The organism is Corynebacterium sp. 212_CJEI (assembly GCF_001055915.1).
GTDB classification, from domain to species: Bacteria; Actinomycetota; Actinomycetes; order Mycobacteriales; family Mycobacteriaceae; genus Corynebacterium; species Corynebacterium jeikeium_D.
The window spans coordinates 42,755-66,792 of record NZ_JVPT01000078.1; the positions used below are offsets into that span (position 1 = coordinate 42,755).

The window sequence follows — 24,038 nt, forward strand, 5'->3', positions numbered from 1 at the left end:
CCCGCTAAGGGGTGCGAAAGATTGTAGAGTAAAGGCCATGTTCAAGGATCCTGTGTACTTAACGATTATCGGATTGGCGCGCACCGTCTTCTTTGCCCAAGGTTTGAAGTTCACCGTTAAGGGCTGGGAAAACGTGCCGAAAGACTCTGGCGCCGTTCTCGTTACTAACCACACCGGATACATGGACTTCACCTATGTCGGTCTTCCATTCCGCAAGCACCGCCGTTTTGTCCGTTTTATGGCGAAGAAGGAAGTCTTCGACCATTCGATCGCAGGACCAATCATGCGTGCTTGTAAACACATTCCGGTCGATCGCACCGACGGCTCCAAGTCTTTCGAAGAGGCCTGCGAGAAGCTGGAAAACGACGAGTTGGTAGGCATCTTCCCGGAGTCGACTATCTCGCGCAGCTTTGAAGTCAAGAATCTGAAGTCGGGTGCGGTGCGTATGGCGCAGCGCACCGGCAAGCCCATCATCCCAGTGCTGATTGTGGGATCCCAGCGCGTGTGGACGAAGGGGCACCCCAAGCATCTCGGCCGCAGCAATACTCCGATTCATATTACGGTTTTGCCGCCGTGGACCCCGGAGGGCGATCCGGCAGAAGCCACCGAAAAGCTACACGAAATCATGGATCAGGGTGTCCGTCAGCTCTGGGACGAGTATGCAGCTGAAGAAGGTCCCCTGCCGAAGGGCGCCTACTGGGTACCGGCTCGCCTTGGCGGCGGCGCACCGACTTTCGAAGAGGCCCAGGCAGAGGACCTGAAAGTCGAAGAAGAGCGTCAGCGTATCCGTCATTTGCGCGGTGATCTGGCCGCATTCAAGGAAAAGCTAGCCGAGTCGGCACGTGAATTCGGCGATAGTGCGCGTGAGTTCGGCGATCAGACCAGGCAGCAGTTCCTCGATGCCTCGCAAACTATGAGCGCGGAGTCTGCTCGCCGAAGGGAACAGACGACCGCCTTGTTGGCGCAGTTCCGTCAGTCTGTGGAACAGATGGCTGATGATGTCGTCGCCGGTGCTAAGGAGAGCAAGGAGTCCGTGCGTACGGCCACGGATTCGATGCGCGTGACGTTCCGCGAAGCGTACGTGCAGCTAGAGAAAGCCTCCGCCTCCGGTGTCGAGCAGACGCAGCAGACCGTTTACCGTCTTATCGGCCAGTCGATGATGATTCGCGACAAGCTTCCACAGCGCTTGAACAGGCTCATCACCGCTCAGCCGGAGACGTTCATCTTCGATTACCCCGCATCGCTTGCCGACGACGCGGGCAATATCAGCGAAGAAACCATGAAGGCCTTGCAGCAGCTCGGCGATGCCGGAGCCACAATCGTTGTTCTGCACGAACCGGGAGATAAGCCGAATCTATCGGCTTTGGAGTCGGTTGACCTGCAGGTCGTGGAACTCCCGGAGGGCGCCAGCAAACTGGACGTCACAAATGCGGTGGTTAGCACGCTGCGCAAGCAGGCTCGCAAGGAAGAAACCGCGATTCTTTTTGCCGGTCGCTCGAACTTTGAGGAAGCCACACAGCGTGTCGGCATGCCGGTAGTTACGGCCGATGCGGACTGGTCCCTGCTGAAGAACGCGGATTGGGTAATCGACACGGTCGAGCATGGGGGAGTAGCCGCAACGCTGCAGTTGTTGCACGACCGGTTCTGCGATGACGGTGAAGATGACAACAGTGAGGACGGCAAGTAGTTCGAAGTGACCGAGAGACTACACCCACTACTCGTAGCTTCGGATATTGACGGGACGTTCATCGACTCGCGGGAGCGGGTAACTCCCCGCCTGCGACAGGCCGTCACGCGAATGCTACGCCGCGGAACCCCGTTGGTGCTGGCCACGGGAAGGCCGGCTCGGTGGTTGCAACCAGTGCTCGAGCAGCTGCCGGTTCAGCCGTTGTGCGTGTGTGCCAATGGCGCCGTGATTTACGACTCCGGCCGTGATGAAGTGGTTGCCGCCAACACACTGAAGCCGGAGACGCTGCGATACGTCGTCAAGCATGCGCGCGAAGCGGCGCGATCCATCGGTGGAATCGGCATTGCGGCAGAGCGCGCTGGGACGTCGGCGAATGATGCCATCGATGAGCTTTTTGTGGTGGCGCCGTCCTATGACCATGCGTGGGAATCGGATGAGCACGGTGAGCTTGCTGAAGAGGCCGTGTTGTCAGAACCCGCGACGAAACTCTTGCTGCGAAACTCAGATGTGAACAGTGCCCAGCTATATGAACTGGTCGCCCCCGCAATTGACGCGAGCCTGGCGCACGTGACCTACTCCATGCCGGACGGGCTATTGGAGGTGTCCGCGCCGGGCGTGACTAAGCGCGCCGGGCTTGAATACGTATCTGAACTGGTCGGAGCGACCGCGAAAGATGTGGTCTGCTTCGGTGACATGCCGAACGATATCGAGATGCTGTCGTGGGCGGGCACGGGTGTGGCCATGGGCAATGCGGCTGACAACGTCAAGGAGATTGCAGACGAAATCACCGCCACCAATGATGATGACGGTGTTGCTCGTGTGCTGGAGCGCTGGTTCTAGCTAGCCTCGAGGTTTTTCCCGCGCCAGCTAGCTCACCCAGCGCTCGAGGGCGTTTACTTCAGCTCGGTCTTGACTTCGCCGGTGGTGCGGTCGAAGGTGATTGAACCGTTCTGGAACTCAGCGCGCTCGATGTTTCCATCGACCACCTGGGTCTTCGTTGGAGCGCCCAGCTTGCCGACCTCGAAGCCCTGGCGGGCCCACTCATCAGCAATCTTGCCCCAGATAGCGTGCGCGCCGGTGGTGTCGGAGTCGGTGATTACGCCGTTGGAGAACTTCACGTAGCGCAGGGCATCGGCCTGGCCAGCATTGTTCGCTACGGTAGAACCGCTCTGGATACCGGACATTGCGTAACCGAGAACGGAGCCCATTTCCTCGGAGACTTGGCGCCATTCGGCAGCCAGGTCGTTCTGCTCATTGATAGTGATAATCTGGTCAATCAGGACCGGCAGGTCAGCAATCGATGGGCCGTTTTCAATCGAGCGTCCAACGGCACCCAGAATCGCATCGGCGGTCTGTCCGAGCCCCGGTGCGCCGAGCATGCCCAGCGCCGAGGCCAGCATCGAACGTGCACCCGAGACTGTCTCCAGAGCTTGTGCCTTTTGCTGCTCGTCGGATGCGCTCGGCGAGGAGGAGTTGCTCTGCTCGCTTGCCGACGGTGCGGAGGAGTCAGCCGTAGCAGTGTCACCGGTGTTCGTGGCGTCGGTTGGCTCCGAGGTATTCGAAGTACCCGAGGTGGTCGAGTCGGAGCTCGACGTTGTCGAAGAAGTGGTGCTCGATGCGCTCGAGGACTTCTCGGAGGACGAGGTCGTGGACGTACCCGTGGATGCCGAGGTGGTCGAAGTGGTCGAGGTCGACGTGCTCGACTGCGAGTCTGTGTCCTCGGCGGTCTTATCGTCCTTTTCATCCTGCGGAACGAGGAGGTCGATCAAGCCGTCAGGGCCCTCATTATCAATCTTTCCGCTGGTGAGAGAGTTGTACTTCTTCTCGGCAATCGAGCGGATCTTGCTCATCTGCGTGTAGCCAGCATCACCTGGGCAGGTGGTGTTACCAACGTCGCGGTGTGCGAAGATTGTCGGCAGAGTGACCTGCTTACCGTATCCGTACTTGGAGTAGCTGGTGCCACCCGAAGTCATCTGGATCTGGCCGGTCGGCTTGATGCCGGCGACCTTCAGGCGCCAACCGATCATATTGCCCACCGAGTTCAGTGCAGCCTCACTGGGAGCAACCGAAGAGTAGTTACCCATCATGGAGATGCCGAAAGTGCCGGTGTTGAAGCCACCTGCGTGTGCGCCCTGGACATTCTTATCCAGCCCACCGTAGCGGCCCTCGTAGATGTTGCCGTACTTGTCGACAAGGGCGTTGTATCCGATGTCGCACCAGCCCAGAGTCTGTGCGTGGTACTGGTAGATGCCGCGGACGATACCAGCGGACTGGCTCTCGGAGTAGTTGTTTGAACCGGCGGTGTGGTGCACGGTGGCACCGACAAGCTTGCTGTCGTAGTCCGCGCCCTTACAGCGGTTATTCTCGTTGGCGCCCCAGCCGGCACGGGTAATGACCTTCGGCATGCCCGTGACATTCTTGGCATCCACAATTGGGTCGATGCCGGATGCAGCAGCCTGGCCGTCGATTAGCACTGCGTCGACCTGGTCGATCGGCAGTTCATCGGCGACCGGCTCGATGTCCGTCCACTTCACTGGGAGGTTCGGCGAGTCCAGATTTGCAGCGTCGTTAGCGTTCGGAGCAGTCGGGTCATCGAGTGCGTCCCCAGGAGCTGCATCCGGAGTCTGCTGGTAGTCGGAAGCGGCCTCGGCGACATCCTTGGCCGCATCCGTAGCGGAATCCTTTGCATCCTCCACGGCCTTCTTGGCGCCCTCGGCATTAATCTCGTCGAGGTTGAGCTTGGACAAATCCAGCTTCTCAGCGCCCTTGATGTCCTTCAGATCCACGCCGGAACCCGGACCGAAGATGTTAAGTCCGTGGGTGGAAACCTGAACGCGCTTGGTTGGCTCGATGTAGATGAGCTCCGTTCCGTTCAGGCCGTTGCCATTGCCTTCAGCGGGGTAGTCCGGGTCAACGCTGAACCAGTCGGACCAGGAGCCGTCTGCTCGCTCGGCGCGGACGAAGCTGGCGATATCAGGGTCACCGGCCCACGTCAGCGCAAACTGGGAAAACTCAGTATCGGAGGTAATTTCCTTGACGACACCGCGGTTGGGATGAGCTTCGTCGGCAAGCGACTGCGTTGCGATTGCTGCATCTTCGACGAGAACGGAGACGCTGTCTGCAAGCGACTTGCTCTGGACAACCGGGTCGATGGGGCCGGCGCCGTTTTCCTCAATGAGGTCATAAGCGGCACCTGCGCCGACAACGGCAACGGGTGTCAGGGCAAGGGTCGCCACGGCAGCGAGTACCAAGGATTGCTTGGCACCTGCGCGGCGATTGATGCGGCGGCGACTAAACACGGTAATAACTCCTGGGTGATTGCGAAAATCTGGTGTTACACCACAAATGTGATGTGGTTATGCCTGGATTAGATAAGCGGGGGGGTTAGTTCTGAGGTGCGAACCAGGTCTGCGTAGCTTCGGCAGGGTTGGTTGGCAGGGATTCAGTTAGAAACTCACCAACAACCTCGCCTGGCGTGGGCGTTTCCACGTTTCCGAGGGAACCGCCGTTGTCGCCCGACTCGCCGGTGCCCGGAATCGGCGGAATGCTGGCGGCCTCTCCGTCCTGGTTGTTCGGATCCGTCGAGCGGCCGGCGATATCCGCTCCACCGGCACCATCAAACTTGGCTTTGGCTGCAGCGCGGATGGCATCCATCTGCTGGTAGCCGAAGGTGCCCGGGCAGGAGGTGTAGCCGGTGTCGCGGTGACCGAAGATGGCCGGGAGGTTCACGGTCTGGCCGGAGCTGTAGCGTGCCTTCGAGTAGCCGGCGCTGGTCAGTGCGGCGGTGGACATCGGATCGACGCCACCGACCTTCATGCGCCAGCCGACCATCTCGCCGAGTGCGGTGACGGCCGCATCCGGAATCTCCAGCTGGTCGTGGTTGCCCATCACCGAGATACCGAAGGTGCCGTTGTTGAAGCCACCTGCGTGTGCGCCCTCGATGTTCTTGTCCAGGCCGCCGTAGCGGCCCTCGTAGATGTTGCCGTACTTATCGACCAGCGCGTTGTAGCCAATATCGCCCCAGCCCAGCGTATTTGCGTGGTAGGCATAAATGCCACGGACAATGGCTGGTCCCTGGGACTCTGAGTAGTTATTGGAACCCGCGGTGTGGTGGATGCACGCGCCCTTGAAAGTGCTGTAGGAGCTCGAACCGCTGCGGATGGACTCATCTGCGCCCCACGCTGCACGGCTGATTACATTTGGCGCGCCGGCAATCGACGACTCGTACGCAACTGGCTGAATAACCTCGCCGACCTGCTCTACGCCGTCGATGAAAACTGCCTGGACAGCGTTGAGGGACAATGCGGCCGTAGCGCTGACGAGGTCCTGCAGGGAATCGCCGATAGTGGCGGGGTCAAGGTTGTCGATACCAATGATGTTGCGGGGATCCAGGCCTTCGAGGAGGTTCAGGCCGACAGTCGACACCTGCACGCGACGGGTGGGCTCAACGAACAGCAGCTCGGTGCCGGACTGCCCGGAGTTATTCATCGGACCGTGTGAATCAGCGTGGAACCACGGGCCAAAGCTGCCGTCTTCGCGCTCGGCGCGAACGTAGAGCTGCAGATTGTCATCGCCCGGCCAGGTCAGGGCGAACTGGGAGAACGGTTCGTCGCGGGTGATGTCCTTCACGAATCCGCGAAGCGGGTGCAGGGCATCGGTAATGGCATGCGTGCCGACGGCTGCGTCGTCAATCATCATCGTGACAGCGTCAACCAGCGGCGATGTTGAGATCTTGGCCGCGATGGGGCCTACGCCTGGGCTTTCAACCAGAGTAGGGGCCTGGCGAATACCCCATGTTGCTAGCGGAGCTGCGGCAGTAGTAGCTGCCAGTCCATAGAGGAAGGTGCGACGGCCCATCGACGGGGCATTGATGCGACGGCGAGTTGGCACGGTAAAAGCTCCAAAAAAATGGGGTACAGGGTTATCGACCCGAGGTCTACCCGGGGTCGAAGGGAAGGAAAGTTGCAAAGCAACAGAAAATTCTGAGGAGGATGTTACCAGTGTGACTAAAAAAATCTAGTGAGACATCTGTGTTTCCTCGTTAATTTTGGGAAAATTATCAAATAATGTGACCAAACGAACGTTGGGCTGGGCTCACGTGGACGTCGTAAAGCCCGCGTGTACACCCGCAAACCGGATGGAAATGCAATAGGTTTTAAGGCGTGAGTAGCGAAAAGAACACCACTGCCAATGAATTTGCTCCGAAGTCCCTACAGGACATCAAGGACAACACCTACGACCTCATCGTGGTCGGTTCGGGTTTCTTCGGTTTGACCGTTGCTGAGCGGACCGCCACTGAGCTGGGTAAGCGCGTGCTCGTTGTCGAACGCCGCAACCACATCGGCGGCAACGCCTACTCGGAGGCAGAGCCGGAGACTGGCATCGAGGTGCACAAGTACGGTGCGCACCTGTTCCATACCTCTAATAAGAGGGTGTGGGACTACGTCAACCAGTTCACTGACTTCACCGACTACCAGCACCGCGTGTTCGCTATGTACAAGGGCACCGCATACCAGTTCCCGATGGGGCTGGGGCTGATCAACCAGTTCTTCGGCAAGTACTACAGCCCGGACGAGGCTCGTCAGCTGATTAAGGACCAGACCGATGGCCTGGATCCACGTGACGCGAAGAACCTTGAGGAAAAGGCCATCTCCCTGATTGGCCGCCCGCTGTACGAGGCCTTTGTCAAGCACTACACCGCCAAGCAGTGGCAGACCGACCCGAAGAACCTGCCGGCTGGCAACATCACCCGCCTGCCAGTTCGCTACACCTTTAATAACCGCTACTTCAACGACACCTACGAAGGTCTGCCTGTCGACGGCTACACCGCCTGGCTGGAAAACATGGTGACCTCCGACAAGATTGACGTCGTTGTTGACGCCGACTGGTTTGAGGTGCGCGATGAACTGCGCGCTGTCTCCCCGGACGCCCCGGTCGTCTACACCGGCCCGCTGGACCGCTACTTCGACTACGCAGAGGGCAAGCTGGGTTGGCGCACGCTGGACTTCGAGATGGAGGTTGTCAACACCGGCGATTTCCAGGGCACTCCAGTGATGAACTACAACGACGCGGATGTGCCGTACACCCGTATCCACGAGTTCCGCCACTTCCACCCGGAGCGCGATTACGTCAAGGACAAGACAGTAATTGTTAAGGAATACTCCCGCTTCGCCGACGATGGCGACGAGGTGTACTACCCGATCAACACTCCGGAAGACCGCGAGATGCTGGAGGCATACCGCAAGCTCGCCGCAGCAGAAGCGCAGGAGAACAAGGTTCTCTTCGGTGGTCGTCTGGGCACCTACCAGTACCTGGACATGCACATGGCCATCGGCTCCGCACTGTCGATGTTCGACAACAAGATTGCGCCGTTCTTCAACGACGGCGAAGCAATCGAGCAGGAGCGCGGGCACTAATTTGCCGCTTCCGGCTCCCGCGCTAGTATTGCGCGAGTGTCGCGTGAGAAAAGCCAAACCGGAATTCCCCAGCAGGGGCCATTGCTGCAGCGTGTGAACAAGTTTCTCACCCTGCCAGTGGCACCTGTCATTCTGGTTCTCATCGGTTCTCTTGGTACCCAGGCTGCAGCCGTGCTGGTCACTGGCATGCTTTCCACGGTCGGCGCGCCGGGCATATCGGGCCTGCGCATGACCGCCGCCGCCATCATTATGGTGGTTCTGTTCCGGCCAAAACTGTCCGGGATGACCCGCGCCCGCGCCATCAACATCGTGGTCTACGGCATCGCCATGGGCATGATGAGCATGATGGTGTACGCAGCCATCGCGCGCCTCCCGCAGGGCGTCGCCGTCACCATCGACTTCCTCGGCCCCTGCGTCGTGTCCTTCCTGGGGCTGAAAATGTGGCGCTCCCGCCTATGGGCCATCGTCGCTTTCATCGGCGTTGCCCTGATTGCCCAGCCCTCCAATGACCTTGACATTATCGGCATTGGTTACGCCGCAATCGGTGCAATCTTCTTCGGCGCTTACACGCTCTTCTCCGCCCGAATGGGCAGCACCGAGGGCGGCGGCATGCCCGACCTGGCGCTGTCAGTGGTCGTCGCAGCAATCGTACTCGCGCCATTTTCTGTTTCCGCTGCACCGCTTGTCGACGGTTCGATGTGGGCCACCATCGTTATTTCCGGGTTTATTGGCGCTGTTATTCCCTACGTGATGGACACCATCGCTGCGGGGATTGTCTCAGCGGCGGTCGTCGGCACGCTCTTTGCACTGGACCCGGTCATCGGTGCAATCCTGGGCTGGGCGTTTTCCGGTGACCGAGTGACTTGGTCCATGGCGCTGGGCATCGTGCTAATCGCGGCGGCTGGCGCGATTATTACCTGGCGCGGGGCGCGGGAGTCGCGCGAGCTGCGGGGGCTTGCGCAGTAAAAATGCGGATACCAGAACCCGCCGAAAAGTGGGGTCTCGACGTGTTCTGCTGGAAAACGACAGTGAATGCGGGTAAGTTTGTCGAAGATTTATTGTTTCTTAAGGTAATTCCCTGAAGCGGAAACACGCCTGATAGTTCCCACCGGCCGTGGGGAATCGCACATTGTGAGGAGAATGCACACGTGAAAATCACCTCTACTTTCCGTGGTTGGCGTCGAAAGGTTGCAGCCGTTGCGTCCGCGGTAGCTGTGGCCGCGTCTGCATTGACCATGGCGCCGGCCGCGAGCGCGGCGGGTGACCGAGGCTCGCTGCGCCCGGGTTGTGAGTGGGATTCGTACCAGTACTTCACCCAGAAGTGCCAGGTTTATTCGCCGGCCATGGACCGTAATATTCCGGTTCAGATTGTGGCCTCTGCCAATGGTGGTAACAAGGCTCTCTACCTGCTAGATGGCCTGCGTAGCCCGGCTGATGCCTCTGACTGGGTGGAGCACGGTAACGCCCCACGTACTTTTGAGGGATCCAACGTCAACCTGGTTATTCCAGGTGGCGGCGGCGGTAGCTTCTACACCGACTGGAAGCGTCCGTCGGTTAGTGTGCACGGTCCGTTTGTAAACATGTGGGAGACCTTCTTAACTCAGGAACTGCCGGTTTACCTTGAGCGTGAGTTCGGCATTTCTCGCACTGGTAACTCCATTGCAGGTCTGTCCATGGGTGCATCTGCTGCACTATCGTTGGCATACAACCACCGAGACCAGTTCGGTCAGGCTCTTGCCTTCTCCGGTTACCTGCACACCACTGCGCCGGGTATGACCACTGCAATTGAGGCCGCTCAGCTGTCGGCTGGCTACAGCTCCTTCGACATGTGGGGTGCGCCTATGTCAGCGGAGCGTGTCCGCAATGATCCGTACCTGAACGTCGAGAAGATGAAGGGGCTGGATCTGGTTATTACCTCGGCAAATGGTGTTCCGGATGAGGTTCGTGACCCGAAGAACCTCTACCGGGTCGTCCCGAAGGCCGGTGGCGTTGCGCTGGAGTCGCTGTCCCGCTTGTCCACCCGCGAGTTTGAGTTGCGTGCTCGTACCTCCGGTCTGGATGCGACGTTTGAATACGAGCAGACCGGTATCCACGATTGGCCGACCTGGGATCGCAACCTCCAGAACTCCAAGGCCCGCATCGAAGGTTTCCTCGGAGCTTAAAACTAGAACCTGAACGAAAAGCCCCTATGCGCAGCAGATAGTTCGCAGCGCGTAGGGGCTTTCACATTCTGGGCCGTCGCTAGCGTGGCAACAAGAGGCAATCCGCCACGGGCACTAGGATGCTATGAGATAGAAACGTCGGTAACTTATCGGCGGCAACACCCCCGGTAGACCTTTCGGAAAGTGGTTGATACGTCTCATGGCATCACAGCCTGAACAAAAGCGGACACATACCCCGACAACGTCGTCAAGCCTTGCCGTTGAACGCCTGCAGCGGATTTTGCTGCCAAAGTTGGGTGAGCCCCGTGATGTCCGCTCGCTCTACTTGGTTGAGCCGGAGACGAATGTCGGTCGTGTGCAAGCACATTCCCGCACGTCAGCCACCATTCCGGCGGGTGATGAAGTTAGTTTTGAAACCTACTTCAATGCTTTTCCGGCCAGCTACTGGCGCCGGTGGACGAATCTGGACAATGTTGTCCTGCGCCTGGAGCTGTCCGGTACCGCGCGCGTGGACATCTACCGTTCGAAGATTGACGGTGCGCGCATCGCCGTGACCGGCGAAGTTGTCGGTGACCTGGGTGCGGCGGCTGAAGGCGCGGAAGCCAAGGTCGACGGCAAGGATGTGCACGTCTGCGAAATCCCAGTACCGCTGACGCAATTTGAAGACGGCGGCTGGATTTGGTTCGACCTCACCTGTGAGACGGACGTGGTAATCCACTCCGCAGGTTGGTACTCCGATATCGAGGCACCGAGCCAGACGTACCCGGACGGCACGGAGCATCCGGCGCCGGAGGGGCGCGTCACTATCGGTATCCCGACGTTCAATCGCCCGACCGATGCAGTTGCTGCCCTTGAGGCGCTGTCCTCGGATCCTGAGGTCGATGCCATCATCGATGCTGTTTTGATGCCTGACCAGGGCACCAAGCACCCGGCAGACGAGCCGGGCTTTGATGCTGTCGCCGAGCACTTTGGTGACCGCCTGCGTATTTTCCCGCAGGGAAATCTCGGTGGTTCTGGCGGGTACTCCCGCATTATGTATGAGGCCCTGGGCGGTCCGGATTCGGATTCGAAGCGTGCGACCGATAGCCCGTTCATTCTCTACATGGATGACGACATCGCCATCGAACCGGATTCCATTCTGCGTGCGGTCGCTGTCGGCCGGTTCGCGAAGTCCCCGATGCTGGTCGGCGGTCAGATGCTGAACCTGCAGGAGCGCAGCCACTTGCACTCGATGGGTGAAGTCATCGGCCGCCATGACTTCATGTGGACTTCCGCTCCGCACGTCCACTATGACCACGACTTTTATGCGCACCCACTGCGCGATCGCGGGGAGCACGGCACTAACGCAACCGGTGAGGTTGTCGATTCGAAGGATCTTCACCGTCGCATCGATGTTGAGTTCAACGGCTGGTGGATGTGCCTGATTCCGCGCGTCGCCGCTGAGGCAATCGGTCAGCCGCTGCCACTGTTTATTAAGTGGGACGATGCCGAATACGGTTTGCGCGCAGGCAAGGCAGGCTTTCCGACGGCCACGTGGCCGGGCGTCGCAATTTGGCATATGGCCTGGTCGGACAAAGACGATGCGATTGATTGGCAGGCGTACTTCCACCTGCGCAACCGCTTGATTGTCGCGGCTCTTCAGCACGAGGGCGATGCTGCCGGTATCGTGCGTTCCATGCGCAAGGCCACTTTCAAGCACCTTCTGTGCCTGGAGTACTCCACTGTTGCCATCCAGAACGAAGCCATGAAGGACTTCCTGGCAGGCCCGGAGCACCTGTTCGATATTCTCGAGTCCTCGCTGCCGCGCATCAATGCCCTGCGCAAGAGCTTCCCCGACGCGGTTGTGCTGCCGAGCGCAGGCGATCTGCCAAAGCCCTCCGGTATTCCGGGGGTTCCGACAAAGGATGTCGGTGGTCGTCTGGGCAAGCTGAAGAAGGTCGGTTGGCTGGCCAAGGGTCTGCTGCACAGCGTGCGCCCGGAAAACTCCGAGCACCATGCGGTGCCGCAGGCAAACCTGGCGCCGCTGGAGGCTCGTTGGTTCTCCCTGTCGCGTCTGGATGGCGCAACGGTCACCACCGCTGATGGCCGTGGCGTGGTGTATCGCCAGCGTGACCGCGACAAGGCCAAGGCTCTGCTGGAAGAATCCTGGGAGCTGCAAAAGCAGGTTGAGGAGCGGTTCGAGCAAATGCAGGCACGCTACCGCGCAGCCTATGACGATCTGACCAGTAGGAAGGCCTGGGCGAATGTCTTCGAAAATTAAAGGCGATCCGTTCGGCGAGTCCGACGTTCTCGTTAATATTCAGCACACGCTTAACGACGTCCCGGGTGTGCTGCCCACCGCGCGTGCCATGAGCTATTTCGGTGAGCACGCCCTTGGGTGGATGGGGCTCGCTGCCCTCGGGGCGGCGGTGGATAAGGAGCGACGCATTAGCTGGGCAAAGGTCGGTGTGGCCGCCTTTACCTCGCATGCGGCATCGGTGGTGCTTAAGCGCATTGTCCGTCGCCCGCGTCCCCATGACCGTCGTATAGCAATCGGCGTTGGTACGCCAAGCAAGCTGAGTTTCCCGTCCTCGCACGCGACGTCGACGACGGCGGCGCTGGTGGGGATTGCAAAGTTGGGTTACCCGGCAGCACCGGCCGTGGGCGTGCCGGCGATTATGCTCTCCCGCCTGGTGCTGGGAGTTCATTACCCAACCGATGTCGCTCTCGGAGCAGCGCTGGGTACAGCCACTGCTCTTGCGGTGGACAAGATAGGTGATAAGGTCATCGAGCCGAAAAAGGCGCAGCATAACCAGGGTGGACAGCCCTCCATTGCGGAAAGGAATGCACAGTGACACAGGCGGAGAACGACAACTTGGCCAATGTGTCGGCCAACCAGCGGCAAGCTTCTCAATCAAGGATTGGGTCCGAGCCGCACACTTCCGGTATCGATGAGCCTGCGCACCCGCAGGGGCATCCGCCGAAGAATCTGTTGGACGGCATGATCAAGGCGCTTCGCCCGAAGCAGTGGGTGAAGAATGTCCTGGTCATTGCGGCTCCACTGGCAGCCGGCAACGAGATCATGGACTCGGGACGTTCGATCGGTACGCTGACCGTCGACATCCTGGTGGCGTTTGTGGCCTTCTGTTTGGCCGCATCGTCGATTTACCTGATTAATGATGCCCGCGATGTTGAAGCTGACCGGGCGCACCCAACCAAGCGCTTCCGCCCAATTGCCGCTGGCGTACTGCCGGTGAGCATGGCGTACATTATGGCGGTCGCACTGATTATTGGTTCGATTGCGGTGTCCTGGTTTGCCTCTGAGGGGCCGGGGCTAGCAATTGTTGTGGCTGTATACATTGCACTGCAGCTCGGTTACTGCTTTGGCCTGAAGCACCAGCCGGTGATTGATATTGCGCTGGTGTCCTCGGGTTTCATGCTGCGTGCAATGGCCGGCGGTGTTGCTGCCAACATCAACCTGTCCCAGTGGTTCTTGCTGGTTGCCGCCTTTGGTTCGCTGTTCATGGCAGCCGGTAAGCGTTACGCTGAGCTGCTGTTGGCAGAGCGCACGGGTAAGAAGATTCGAAAGTCGTTGCAGGGTTACACCGCGACTTACCTGCGCTTTGTGTGGACCCTCGCTGCGACCGCCGTGGTGCTGAGCTACGCGCTGTGGGGCTTTGAGATGGGCCGCGCGCCGGGCACTTCATCGACTTCGGCTATTTGGTACGAGATCTCGATGGTTCCATTCACTGTGGCCATCCTGCGCTTCGCCGCCGACGTTGACCGTGGTGATGCGGGAAGCCCGGATGAGATTGCGCTCAAGGACCGACCGCTGCAGGCGCTGGCCGTCCTGTGGCTGCTGTCCATTGCCATCGCTGTCTACGCTGTTCCGGCTCTGGGGTAGTTCCTTGTTCTTTTCCCATTAAGCGAACTGCGGTTTCTCGTCGGTTTCTCGTCGGGTTCGGTTGGTAGCTGAAAGCCCATGCATCGAGGGGTGCATGGGCTTTTCTGTACCTCGTTAGTACTTAGGTTGTGTTTTGGGTTCTTGTAGGCGTGTTTTAGATGTCTCAGTCAGTCCTACGGGTCGGTCGGGGGCAAAATTACAATTCTGTAATTCCTCGCTGGTAAACAGTGTTTCTCCTTGTGGTAGATAGTTTTGTCGGGAAATGTGAGAAATATTACGGAATGGTTACGATTTTAACTTGGTTGTAGGGAAACGATTGAGTATCGTTACATACTCGAGATTCTTTTGTGGAGTCTCCAGTTGTCGCGTCACAACTGGAAGCAGAAAAGCGAAAGCTCGCGCAAGCGACTGCCTCCGAAAAGTCTGGCGCGGAGGTAAGTCCGAAAGTAAAGAGGAGAACGATGAGCTTTACTGCAGTGAGTCGTAACTTCACGGTGAAGGTCGTAGCTGCCCTCGTAGCGGTTGCAATGGTCTTTGGCGGCATCATGCTCGCATCCGCGAAGGATGCGAGTGCTGATCCAAACCGTGATCGACTGCGCCCAGGCTGTAATTGGGACCCATACAACTGGTGGGTTCAGTACTGCCAGGTTTTCTCGCCGGCTATGAACCGCAATATTCCGGTTCAGATCAAGGCGGCTACTGGTGGCGGCGATGCCTCCCTGTACATGCTCGACGGTCTGTGGGGCTTTAATAAGGGTGCGTCCGGTTGGATTTGGTCGGGCCATATTGCTCAGACTTTTGCCAATGACAACATCACTCTGGTTGCGCCGGCTGCTGGCGATGGCTCCTTCTATACTGACTGGAACGCTCCGGCAGTGACCGCTGAAGGGGTCAAGATCCAGAAGTGGGAAACCTTCTTGACTCAGGAACTGCCGGTTTATTTGCAGCGTGAGTTTGGTGTTAATCCAAACCGCAACGCGATTGCTGGTTTGTCCATGGGTGCGGCTGCGGCGGTTTCTTTGGCAGCCCGCCACCGTGACCAGTTCAAGCATGTTACTTCGCTGTCCGGTTACTACCAGATGTCGAACGAGGTAGTTGCTACGGGTACCACTGCAATGGTGGCTAGCACTGGTGTAGTGAATCCGACTGGCATGTGGGGTCTTCCGGTTCCGGCTTCGGCGGAACGCCAGGCCCATGACCCTTCGATGCTGCTCGACCAGCTCAAGGGGCTGCCGATGTATGTTTCCTCCGCCCAGGGTGTTCAGAGCCTGTGGAGTGATCCGGAGGTTTTGAACCGTCCGGTGCCGCAGCTCCCTGACACCGTCTGGCGTGCCGTGATGGAGTCCGTATCCCGCGCTTCGACGCAGCGCTTTGAGCAGGATGCTCGCGCTGCCGGCCTCAATGCGCAGTTTGTCTACAGCCCGAACGGTATCCACTCGTGGGAGCTGTGGGGCCGTGATGCCGCGCTTGCTCGCCCGCACATTCTTCGGGCGCTGGGCCTTTAGGTCGATAGTTATTTCAGGGCGCTCTGGCGCGCTGACCTAGCGCTGGTGCTGGATGACTTCTTAAAGGGGCTAGCTTCTTAAGAAGTCTCAATTTTGAAGAAAGACCAATCCTTTTGTTGGGATTGGTCTTTTTTCTGTGTCGAGTCCGGGTTTGGATGCTGAGCGGAAGGTGTGGGTAACGGCCTACAGAGGGGCGCAAAGAGTTGCGCTGTCAAAGCTTGAATTCAGTTCCTTTTGCGTGTGTCTCCACGGTTTTTACCCGTAAGAGGGTAAACATGAGAGTCGAACCTTAAAGTAAAGGGTGAAGCTATTCAGGTAGCTATACCGTTTGTTTCGCAGAACGTGTGTGAGATTCTTCGTGCAGCGGCACGCCGGAGGAGGGGAACCTTCGGATACGTTGCTGGTCACCACGTAATTCTGCGAAGCCGAACGGTAAACGCATAGCTCTAGCGCCGCGTGATGCTATCTGCAGGTGCCTAACCGGCGCCGGTGCAACACTCAACGTCTCAAATAATTTCAACCAGCGACTTTGTAAAGGGAAGCCCTCTTATGCGCGTAACCGCTAGATTCCTCCGTGGTGGCCTCGGCAACAGCCGGAAGTCATCGCGGGCGTTGACCGCACTTTTGGCACTACCGTTGACTCTCGCTCTCGGTGCCCCTGCTGCAGTGGCGGCTCCCGAGCCAGCTCAGCCAGGTCTGCCTAGCTACGAGGAACTTCAGGCCGTTCAGGGGCAGTTGGCTCAATCTGAAGACCTGGGAGACCTTGCTAAGGCCGCTGAAGCAGCGCAAGCTGCTGGTGCGCAGCTACCTGGCCTGGGTATGCCGAAGCCGATGCCAGGGCCGGAGCGTACGCCATTTAAAGTCGATACTCCCGCAGTGGCGAACCTCCCCAGTGGAGTCAGCGTAGACAAGGTCGAGTGGTACACAGATCACCACGTCATTGCGCACATTCGCTCGGCTGCCATGCCGGAGAAGCCAATTCAGGTTGAGATTTTGCTGCCGCGCGATTGGTACCGCGACAAGGAGCGCACATTCCCGAGCGTCTACCACCTTGACGGTATGGCATCGTTTGATGACTACTCCGGTTGGATTCGCGCTACCAATATCGAACGCTTCTACGAGGACAAGAATGTCCTGGTGGTTATGCCCGCCGGCGGTACATCGTCCTTCTACTCTGACTGGGATCAGCCGGATAACGGTCAGAACTACAAGTGGGAGAGCTTCATTACCAAGGAGCTCGTGCCGGTTATCACCAACGGCTTCCGCGGCAACGATGAACGCGGCATCATCGGTATCTCCATGGGCGCTACCGGTGCTTACAACGTCGCAGCACACTCGCCGGAGCTGTGGAAGTTTGCCGGTAGCCTCTCAGGTTACCTAGACATGACTTCGCCCGGCATGCCGCAGGCAATCGCTCTGGCGATGAAGAACACCGGTGGCTATGACGCGACGAAGATGTGGGGCCCGCTCGGTTCGCAGCGTTGGAAGGACAATGATCCGAAGCTGAACATCGACAAGCTCAAGGGCATGTCGCTGTACATCTCGGCGGGTAACGGCAACACCGGTGAGTGGGACGTGCCGTCGCAGATCGATCCGACGAAGCCGGACAATCCGACCGGTTACGCATTGGAAGTGCTTTCCCGCATGACCAGTGAGACCTTCATCCGGAATGCTCGTGAAAAGGGCGTCGAGCCGGTTGTGAACTTCCGGAGCTCGGGTACTCACACCTGGCCGTACTGGCAATTCGAGGTCAGTCAGGCCTGGCCAACGCTGGCCGATGCACTCCAGTTGCCGGAGTCCGATCGTGGCGCGGTCTGCCGTGTAGGCGGCGAGATTGAAAAGGCCGTCGCATCGCTGCCGGGAATCGGCACCTGCCTGTCGGATGAGTATGGTGTCGCCAAGAATGGCGTGGCTCAGGACTTCACCGGCGGTACCGCCTACTGGCACCCGGATTCCGGGGCACATGTGGTCTGGGGGCGCATCGGTTCGCGTTACAACGAGCTCGGCGGTCCGTCCTCGCCGCTCGGCTACCCAGTGACCAACGAATTGGCTACGCCGGATGGCTCGGGACGATTCGTCCACTTTGAAAAGGGCTCGATTTACTGGACTCCGGAAGGCGGAGCCCACGAAGTCACCGGTGACATTATGAACGTCTGGGGCAAGGCCGGCTTCGAGACCGGTCCGCTGGGCTACCCAGTCGCCAACCACCGCGATATTCCGGGCGGTGTCGCCCAGGACTTCCAGGGTGGCACCATCGTCAAGATCGGCGGCGAAGAACCTCGCATCGTGCGTGGTGAAATCGGCCGTGTCTACAAGGAGCTCGGTGGCGCTGAGTCCGATCTGGGTCTGCCTGTCGACGGCGACGAGGTCAAGCTCGCCCGCGGCGCTTTCCAGCGCTTCGAACACGGTGCCATTTACTGGACTCCGGAAACTGGTGCACAGCCGGTGCGCTCCAACGACATCACTGACCACTGGGGCAGCACTGGCTACGAAAATGGCCCGTTCGGCTACCCGGTCGGCCCACTGCAGCCAGTCAAGGCCGGCGGTCTTGAGCAGCAGTTCGAGGGTGGCTGGATTCGTCAGCTCAACGGCAAGATTGTCGAAGAGCGCAATAAGCCAGAAGCGCCGGCCCCAGCCGCCGACAACGGTGATGACAAGTAAGCCAACCAAAGCAGGGCACTGAATAAGGGATAGACAAATGTCCATGAACAAGTCCTTCCGGACACTGGCTACAACCACAGCTGTTGCGCTGCTGACCTTCGGAGTGGCCGCCTGTGGCAGTTCCACAGTGGAATCTTCGGAGGTCACCTCGTCGACGACTACGAAGACCTCCACGACGTCGTCAAGCACGAAGACTTCTGCGCCGAAGTCGAGCGAAAAGTCTGCGCCGGAGATCACAGATCCCCAAGCTAAGCGCGTGGACGAAGCGCCCGATGGGCAGATGAAGCTCAGTGAGGCGGACGATTCATACCTCGAAGCGCTGGAAAAAGCGGGAATTGATGTTGCTGGGGTGGAGGATCAGCTCATCGGCACAGGTCGCGCGGCATGCGCAGACGCACCGGAGGAGGAGCGTCAGGTCATCGCGCTGGCGATTGCCGGACAGCTGGTCGCACAGGGGCGCTCACAGGAAAGCGCCGAAGAAGTGGCGAAGACTATTGCAAGCTCCGCTAAAAAGGCGTATTGCTAGCACTCATGCGTAAAGTGCTGACAATTCTGGCGGTCATTGTGCTGGTGGCCGCTATTGGCTTCGGCGTAGTGCAATGGCTTAACGACGACCAAGGCGGTCAAACCCCACCGACCCCCGGCGACGATGGTGGGATTCTGGCCGAACAGCCCGAGTGGTGCCCGGCGGTAGAAGTTATCGCGGTGCCCGGAACTGCGGAATCGCGTGCTGACGACGATCCGATGGCCCCGACCGCGAATCCGCATTCGCTGCTGCTTGGCCTGACGAACTCGATTTCGGAGTCCTACTCGGAGGGCGATGTCAAGGTCTGGACTACGCCGTACCCGGCACAGATCAAGACGCATCAGCTGCCCGACCAACTCACTTACGATGATTCGCAGGCAGTCGGGCGCGATGTCACCGCTAAGGAAATGGCTGACTTACACGGGCAGTGCCCGCTGACGGACTTCGTCCTGATGGGCTTCTCCCAGGGTGCGGCTATTGCAGGTGATTTGGCCTCTGACATCGGCAACGGCCGCGGTGTGGTCCCGGCCGAGCGCATCGCGGGCGTGGCTCTGTTGGGCGACCCGCGGCGTGACCCTAATCAGGGCGTGAACCAGGGCGTTCCGCTGGCTGGTGTGGGTGTCGAGCTGTCATTGCAGCCCCTCGGCGGCATTGTGCAGGCTGTGGTTCCGGGCGCAACGATGCGCGGTCCACGAGACGGCTTTGGGCCTCTTAATGACAAGGTTCAGAATGTCTGCGTGCCATCGGATTCCTTCTGTGATGTTCCTCCGGCAGTGGCTGATGCGATTGCGCGAGCGCAGGAGATGATTGCGGGCGCGGGTGCGCACGCAACCTACGCCACGAATGACGTAGCGATCCCGGGTACGACTCCGCTGGCCTGGACTGAGGGCTGGACTCGCGAACTGATTGAACAATCGCTGGCGCGGTAGTCGAGGCAGCTCAAAAATGTGCGAGACGCGCCCGACCTCGACGGGTACTTGCTGTTAGAATCTTGCTCAAGAACTGGTGTTTAACGTTTCAAAACAACAGGTTCGCTAAAGTTTCGAAAGAAATTGACAAAAATTGCAGGAAGCAGTCTGACAGAACCGGTTATTATCGCCCCAAGGAACTGCTGTTCATGACCGGATAATCTAGTCGAAAAGGTAGGGTGCAATGACGAATCCGACAAACCCATATGGAGATTTCGACGAAGACGGTATGCCGAGGTCCCGGGGAAAGTTCGCTGACAGCTCGGGTGCTTACAGTTCCGGTATGCCGTACTCGGATTCGTACCCACCGCAGCAGCCGAACATGGGGCTGGGCTATGAGGACCCGAGCCAGCACAATTTCCACAACGGGTACTCGAACCCGTATCAGAGTGGTTACCCAAACCAGCAGGCACCGGCGTATTCCGCTGGATTCGGTGGCCCAAACCCGCACCAGGGCTACGGAGGCGCAGGTGCTCCTGTCTCGGATAAGTCCAAGATTGCAGCGGCTCTGCTTGCCTTCTTCCTGGGTACCCTCGGTGTGCACAACTTCTACCTGGGGCACAACTCACGTGGTGCTATTCAGCTAGCACTGACGGTATTCGGCTGGATTACCGCCATTTTCCTGGTTGGCTTCTTCCTAATCATCGGCGTCAGCATTTGGGCATTTATCGAGTTCATTTTGATTCTCGTCGGTAGCGGCTCCTACGCCTATGACGCAAATGGGCGCCGCCTGCAATCGTAGGAGCCTCGTCCGAAGCCGCTAGTTCCTGAACCCGTGCACCGGGGCGGGGATGTAGCCGCCACGGGCAATGAACTCGGCATTGCCCTTGGCATTGACATCAATGACCGGCGCATATCCGAGCAGACCACCGAAGTTCACCTCATCGCCCGGCTTGGTACCCGGCACCGGAATGAGGCGGGCGGCGGTGGTCTTGTGGTTCATCACACCGATGGCGGCCTCGTCGGCAATCATGCCGGAAATCGTGGTCGCAGGCGTGTCACCGGGAATCGCAATCATGTCGAAGCCCACCGAGCAAATAGAGGTCATCGCCTCCAGCTTGTCCATGCTGATCGACCCCGCGCGCACAGCATCAATCATGCCCTTGTCCTCAGAGACCGGAATGAACGACCCGGACAGTCCACCGACGCGTGAACACGCCATCAGGCCGCCTTTCTTGACGGCGTCGTTAAGCAGTGCCAGCGCGGCAGTGGTGCCGTGCGTGCCGACCTGCTCCAACCCCATGTGCTCGAGAATATGAGCGACGGAGTCGCCCATCTCGGCGGTCGGCGCGAGCGAGAGATCCACGATGCCAAAAGGCACGCCCAGGCGCTCCGACGCCATCGTGCCGACCAGCTGACCCGTGCGTGTGATCTTGAACGCTGCCTTCTTGATCTCCTCGGCGACTTCGTTAAAGCTGGCGCCCTGCAGATCGCCGAGCGCGCGATCGACCACACCCGGACCCGAAACGCCGACGGACACGACACAATCCGGCTCTCCAACACCGTGGAACGCGCCGGCCATGAAGGGGTTGTCACCCACCGCATTGGCGAAAACCACCAGTTTTGCGCAGGCAATCGAGCTGCGGTCGGCGGTCTGCGCCGCAGCTTCCTTCACCACTTCGCCCATGCGTCGCACTGCATCCATGTTGATGCCCGCGCGTGACGACGCAACGTTGACCGAACTGCACACCAATTCGGTCTCGCTCAGAGCGTGGGGAATGGAGTCGATGAGCCACTTCTCGCTGGTGGTCGCGCCCTTTTCGACGAGCGCCGAGTAGCCGCCGAGGAAGTTCACGCCAGAATCGCGGGCGGCGCGGTCGAGCGCCTTGGCAACCACTGTGGGATCGCCTTCGCAACCGGCCGTGATGAGGGAAACTGGTGTGACGGAGATGCGCTTATTGACGATCGGAATGCCCAGCTCCGCCTCGATACCCTCGCAGACCTCCACGAGGCGAGCGGCCTGCCTGGTTACGCGGTCATACACCGCCTGTGCGGTGGCTTCCATTTCAGAGCGAGAGCACTCGAGCAGGGAAATGCCCATGGTGACCGTCCGGATATCCAGACGGTACTTCTCGATCATGTCAATGGTGTCGAGGAACTTAGATTGCGCGAAGTTGAAATCCATCCTGGTCGCGCCCTTTAAATCTCGTTGACGGCGTTGAACAGCGCCTCAGACTGGATTCGAATGACAAGCCCCTCCCGCTTGCCGACGGAATCCATGTAACCCTGCAGCGTGCTGATAGGGGTGGCCTTCTCGTTGAACTCCACCCGCAGGATCATGGTGAACCATTTATCCATGAGGGTCTGGGAAACATCGACGATGTTGACGTCCTGCTCCGCCAGAGCAGTGGTGACGGCGGCGATGATGCCGGTGTGATCCTCGCCGGTGACGGTAATGATGGCAAACATGGCCTCAATTTTAGCCGGTGGGGAGGTGGGGAAAATCTGTGGATGGCGGTTGTGCTGGTGGCGAGTTTGTGGCGAAGCATGTTCAGGGCCGCCCAAAAACACTTCACGACACCTATGTCACCTCGTGTCATCTGTGGAGGCGGCATGAGGTGACATAGGTGTCGTGAAGTGAGGAGGAGGGGAGGGGCGTGAGCGTGGGCTGTGCCAGAGCGGGGGCAAGCCTTACGGAGCCAGCCCTATCGGACGTCGACGAACTCCTTGACAATCCACTTGCGCAGGGCGAGCAGAATCAAGCCCAAGACAACCGAGGCGATACCCAGGGTGATGAAGAAGGTGTTCTCAGCAGCGGCATCCTCATAGTTGTAGAAGCCGGCCAGGGTGCCTGCCAGTGAAGTACCCATAGCGACTGCCATCAGCCAGACGGCCATCATGCGCGACGGGAATGCTGCCGGAGCGACCTTGGTAGCAAGGGCGTTGCCGACCGGGCTCAGCATGAGCTCACCCATGGTGAACAGGAAGAGAATCCAGATAATCGCATACAGCGGAGTGGAGTTCTCACCGCCACCGGAGAATGGGATGAAGAAGAACAGCGAGATACCGATGATGATGTTGGCGACACCGAACTTCACTGGGGTGGACCACTGGCGGTCACCAAGCTTGGACCAGGCGGCTGCAAAGACCATCGAGAAGGCGATGATGAAGATCGGGTTGATCGAGTTAATCCAGGCCGGGGACATTTCCCAACCGAAGATCTCGCGGTCGAGGCGGATGTCCGAGTAGATGGCCAGCACCGTGAACTGCTGCTGGAAGATACCGAAGAACAGCACGCCTGAGACGAACATCGGGATGAAGCCGACCAGGCGAGTCTTCTCCGATTTCGTCGTAAGTGGCGAGGAGTACATCTGCCACCACAGCACCACAGCGGCGATCAGTGCAATCACTGTGACCACAGTGGAAAGAGTCGTGACCGGAACAATTCCGGTGGAAACCAGCGTAACCGAGACAACAGTGATGACCACTGCGATGCCAATCCATACCGGGTACTGCTTCTTCGGCAGCGGGTTCGGAATCTCATGGCCAGCCTCGGCGATGGTGGACTTGCGCATCAGGATGTACTGAATCAGACCGGCAGCCATACCGATAGCGGCCAGGCCGAAGCCCCAGTGGAAGCCCTTCATTCCCCAGATCCAGCCGGTGAGCAGTGGGCCGAACAGGGCACCGATATTGACGCCCATGTAGAAGATGGAGAAGCCGGCGTCACGACGCGGGTCGTCCTTTGCGTAGAGCTGACCCAGCACGACCTGTGCGTTGGTCTTCACGCCGCCGGAGCCGATTGCGATGGAGACAAGGCCAATAGCCAGGCCAATCACGCCGGGGATGAATGCCAAGGAGATGTGGCCAAACATGACCAGGATGGCGGAGTAGAACAGTGTCCGCTCCGAGCCAAGGATACGGTCAGCAACCAGAGAGGCAACGAGTGCGGCCATGTAGACAAGACCGCCGTAAGCACCGACGATAGAGGTAGCAGCACCCTTGTCCAGGCCGAGACCGCCCTGAGTGGTCTCGTAGTACATGTAGAAAGCCAGGATGGCCTGCATGCCGTAGAAGCTGAAGCGCTCCCACATTTCGATGCCGAAGAGATTGGCGAGACCCCACGGTTGGCCCATGAAGGTGCGGTCTTCGCTGGACCCTGCGGGGTTATGAGTTCGTTGGGTCTCAGCAGTTGGTTGATTGCCGAGAGCCTCGTCTGAAGATTTGTCCATTCTTCAATTATCGAGGCGGAGTGCAAAAATTAAAAACCAGATTTAGTCAGTGAACTAA

The 24,038-nt window shown here is 59.1% G+C and carries 18 protein-coding genes; 13 read left to right on the forward strand and 5 right to left on the reverse strand.

The features are described 5' to 3' along the window. The first annotated feature begins 37 nt into the window (after positions 1-37). Together ADB02_RS10255 and ADB02_RS10260 are read left to right on the forward strand one after the other, a co-directional pair. Positions 38-1,687, forward strand: a complete 1,650-nt coding sequence (locus ADB02_RS10255; RefSeq protein WP_049190949.1) for a 1-acyl-sn-glycerol-3-phosphate acyltransferase — start codon at positions 38-40, stop codon at positions 1,685-1,687. 6 nt (positions 1,688-1,693) lie between these two features. Then, positions 1,694-2,527, forward strand: coding sequence for an HAD family hydrolase (locus ADB02_RS10260; RefSeq protein WP_049190951.1), 834 nt, complete (start codon positions 1,694-1,696; stop codon positions 2,525-2,527). 53 nt (positions 2,528-2,580) lie between these two features. Here the strand turns inward: ADB02_RS10260 and ADB02_RS10265 are convergent, their stop codons facing one another. Together ADB02_RS10265 and ADB02_RS10270 are read right to left on the reverse strand one after the other, a co-directional pair. Continuing rightward, complete coding sequence (locus ADB02_RS10265) at positions 2,581-4,986, reverse strand: N-acetylmuramoyl-L-alanine amidase (RefSeq protein WP_049190953.1); 2,406 nt, start codon at positions 4,984-4,986, stop codon at positions 2,581-2,583. Positions 4,987-5,071: 85 nt separating this feature from the next. Beyond that, entirely contained in the window at positions 5,072-6,577 is a 1,506-nt protein-coding gene (locus ADB02_RS10270; RefSeq protein ID WP_049190956.1) for an N-acetylmuramoyl-L-alanine amidase, read from the reverse strand. Positions 6,578-6,906: 329 nt separating this feature from the next. Between ADB02_RS10270 and glf the strand changes: the two genes are divergently transcribed. The 11 genes from glf (at position 6,907) to ADB02_RS10325 (ending at position 20,550) form a co-directional block, all read left to right on the forward strand. Then, positions 6,907-8,103 (forward strand): UDP-galactopyranose mutase, encoded by a 1,197-nt coding sequence (glf, locus tag ADB02_RS10275; protein WP_042388989.1) that lies wholly within the window; start codon positions 6,907-6,909, stop codon positions 8,101-8,103. A 36-nt stretch (positions 8,104-8,139) separates the two neighbouring features. Next, positions 8,140-9,069 (forward strand): EamA family transporter, encoded by a 930-nt coding sequence (locus ADB02_RS10280; RefSeq protein ID WP_241482469.1) that lies wholly within the window; start codon positions 8,140-8,142, stop codon positions 9,067-9,069. A 182-nt stretch (positions 9,070-9,251) separates the two neighbouring features. Next, entirely contained in the window at positions 9,252-10,265 is a 1,014-nt protein-coding gene (locus tag ADB02_RS10285; RefSeq protein ID WP_049171829.1) for an alpha/beta hydrolase, read from the forward strand. A gap of 199 nt (positions 10,266-10,464) precedes the next feature. Beyond that, positions 10,465-12,525 carry a glycosyltransferase gene (locus tag ADB02_RS10290; protein ID WP_049190959.1) on the forward strand — a complete coding sequence of 687 codons (2,061 nt, stop codon included), beginning with the start codon at positions 10,465-10,467 and terminating at the stop codon, positions 12,523-12,525. Continuing rightward, the gene (locus ADB02_RS10295; RefSeq protein WP_049190962.1) at positions 12,509-13,099 is read left to right on the forward strand and encodes a phosphatase PAP2 family protein; all 591 of its coding nucleotides are present in this window, start codon (positions 12,509-12,511) and stop codon (positions 13,097-13,099) included. Before ADB02_RS10290 ends, ADB02_RS10295 begins: the two co-directional genes overlap by 17 nt. Positions 13,100-13,128: 29 nt before the next feature. Continuing rightward, on the forward strand, positions 13,129-14,148 hold the full coding sequence (locus ADB02_RS10300; protein ID WP_048734319.1) for a decaprenyl-phosphate phosphoribosyltransferase: 1,020 nt from the start codon (positions 13,129-13,131) through the stop codon (positions 14,146-14,148). Between the two features lie 461 nt (positions 14,149-14,609). After that, on the forward strand, positions 14,610-15,653 hold the full coding sequence (locus ADB02_RS10305; protein ID WP_049190964.1) for an alpha/beta hydrolase: 1,044 nt from the start codon (positions 14,610-14,612) through the stop codon (positions 15,651-15,653). 549 nt (positions 15,654-16,202) lie between these two features. Then, complete coding sequence (locus tag ADB02_RS10310; protein WP_049190966.1) at positions 16,203-18,314, forward strand: alpha/beta hydrolase-fold protein; 2,112 nt, start codon at positions 16,203-16,205, stop codon at positions 18,312-18,314. Between the two features lie 37 nt (positions 18,315-18,351). Continuing rightward, positions 18,352-18,840 carry a DUF732 domain-containing protein gene (locus ADB02_RS10315; protein WP_049190969.1) on the forward strand — a complete coding sequence of 163 codons (489 nt, stop codon included), beginning with the start codon at positions 18,352-18,354 and terminating at the stop codon, positions 18,838-18,840. Positions 18,841-18,845: 5 nt separating this feature from the next. Then, positions 18,846-19,769 (forward strand): cutinase family protein, encoded by a 924-nt coding sequence (locus tag ADB02_RS10320; RefSeq protein WP_049190971.1) that lies wholly within the window; start codon positions 18,846-18,848, stop codon positions 19,767-19,769. 223 nt (positions 19,770-19,992) lie between these two features. Then, the gene (locus ADB02_RS10325; RefSeq protein WP_049190975.1) at positions 19,993-20,550 is read left to right on the forward strand and encodes a TM2 domain-containing protein; all 558 of its coding nucleotides are present in this window, start codon (positions 19,993-19,995) and stop codon (positions 20,548-20,550) included. An 18-nt stretch (positions 20,551-20,568) separates the two neighbouring features. On the opposite strand, the gene ADB02_RS10330 is transcribed toward ADB02_RS10325, so the two are convergent. The 3 genes from ADB02_RS10330 to ADB02_RS10340 form a co-directional block, all read right to left on the reverse strand. After that, the gene (locus ADB02_RS10330; RefSeq protein WP_048734261.1) at positions 20,569-21,933 is read right to left on the reverse strand and encodes a PFL family protein; all 1,365 of its coding nucleotides are present in this window, start codon (positions 21,931-21,933) and stop codon (positions 20,569-20,571) included. A gap of 14 nt (positions 21,934-21,947) precedes the next feature. Beyond that, positions 21,948-22,217, reverse strand: a complete 270-nt coding sequence (locus tag ADB02_RS10335) for an ACT domain-containing protein (protein ID WP_016421638.1) — start codon at positions 22,215-22,217, stop codon at positions 21,948-21,950. A gap of 236 nt (positions 22,218-22,453) precedes the next feature. Beyond that, positions 22,454-23,980, reverse strand: a complete 1,527-nt coding sequence (locus ADB02_RS10340; protein ID WP_016421637.1) for a peptide MFS transporter — start codon at positions 23,978-23,980, stop codon at positions 22,454-22,456. Positions 23,981-24,038 lie beyond the last annotated feature (58 nt).

What these genes read in the sequence shown, in the direction of transcription:
- ADB02_RS10295 (WP_049190962.1), top strand. Translation starts at nt 12,509, where the DNA reads ATGTCTTCGAAAATTAAAGGCGATCCGTTCGGCGAGTCCGACGTTCTC.
- ADB02_RS10255 (WP_049190949.1), top strand. Translation starts at nt 38, where the DNA reads ATGTTCAAGGATCCTGTGTACTTAACGATTATCGGATTGGCGCGCACC.
- ADB02_RS10315 (WP_049190969.1), top strand. Translation starts at nt 18,352, where the DNA reads ATGTCCATGAACAAGTCCTTCCGGACACTGGCTACAACCACAGCTGTT.
- ADB02_RS10305 (WP_049190964.1), top strand. Translation starts at nt 14,610, where the DNA reads ATGAGCTTTACTGCAGTGAGTCGTAACTTCACGGTGAAGGTCGTAGCT.
- ADB02_RS10340 (WP_016421637.1), bottom strand. Translation starts at nt 23,980, where the DNA reads ATGGACAAATCTTCAGACGAGGCTCTCGGCAATCAACCAACTGCTGAG.
- ADB02_RS10325 (WP_049190975.1), top strand. Translation starts at nt 19,993, where the DNA reads ATGACGAATCCGACAAACCCATATGGAGATTTCGACGAAGACGGTATG.
- ADB02_RS10310 (WP_049190966.1), top strand. Translation starts at nt 16,203, where the DNA reads ATGCGCGTAACCGCTAGATTCCTCCGTGGTGGCCTCGGCAACAGCCGG.
- ADB02_RS10330 (WP_048734261.1), bottom strand. Translation starts at nt 21,933, where the DNA reads ATGGATTTCAACTTCGCGCAATCTAAGTTCCTCGACACCATTGACATG.
- ADB02_RS10290 (WP_049190959.1), top strand. Translation starts at nt 10,465, where the DNA reads ATGGCATCACAGCCTGAACAAAAGCGGACACATACCCCGACAACGTCG.
- ADB02_RS10335 (WP_016421638.1), bottom strand. Translation starts at nt 22,217, where the DNA reads ATGTTTGCCATCATTACCGTCACCGGCGAGGATCACACCGGCATCATC.
- ADB02_RS10320 (WP_049190971.1), top strand. Translation starts at nt 18,846, where the DNA reads ATGCGTAAAGTGCTGACAATTCTGGCGGTCATTGTGCTGGTGGCCGCT.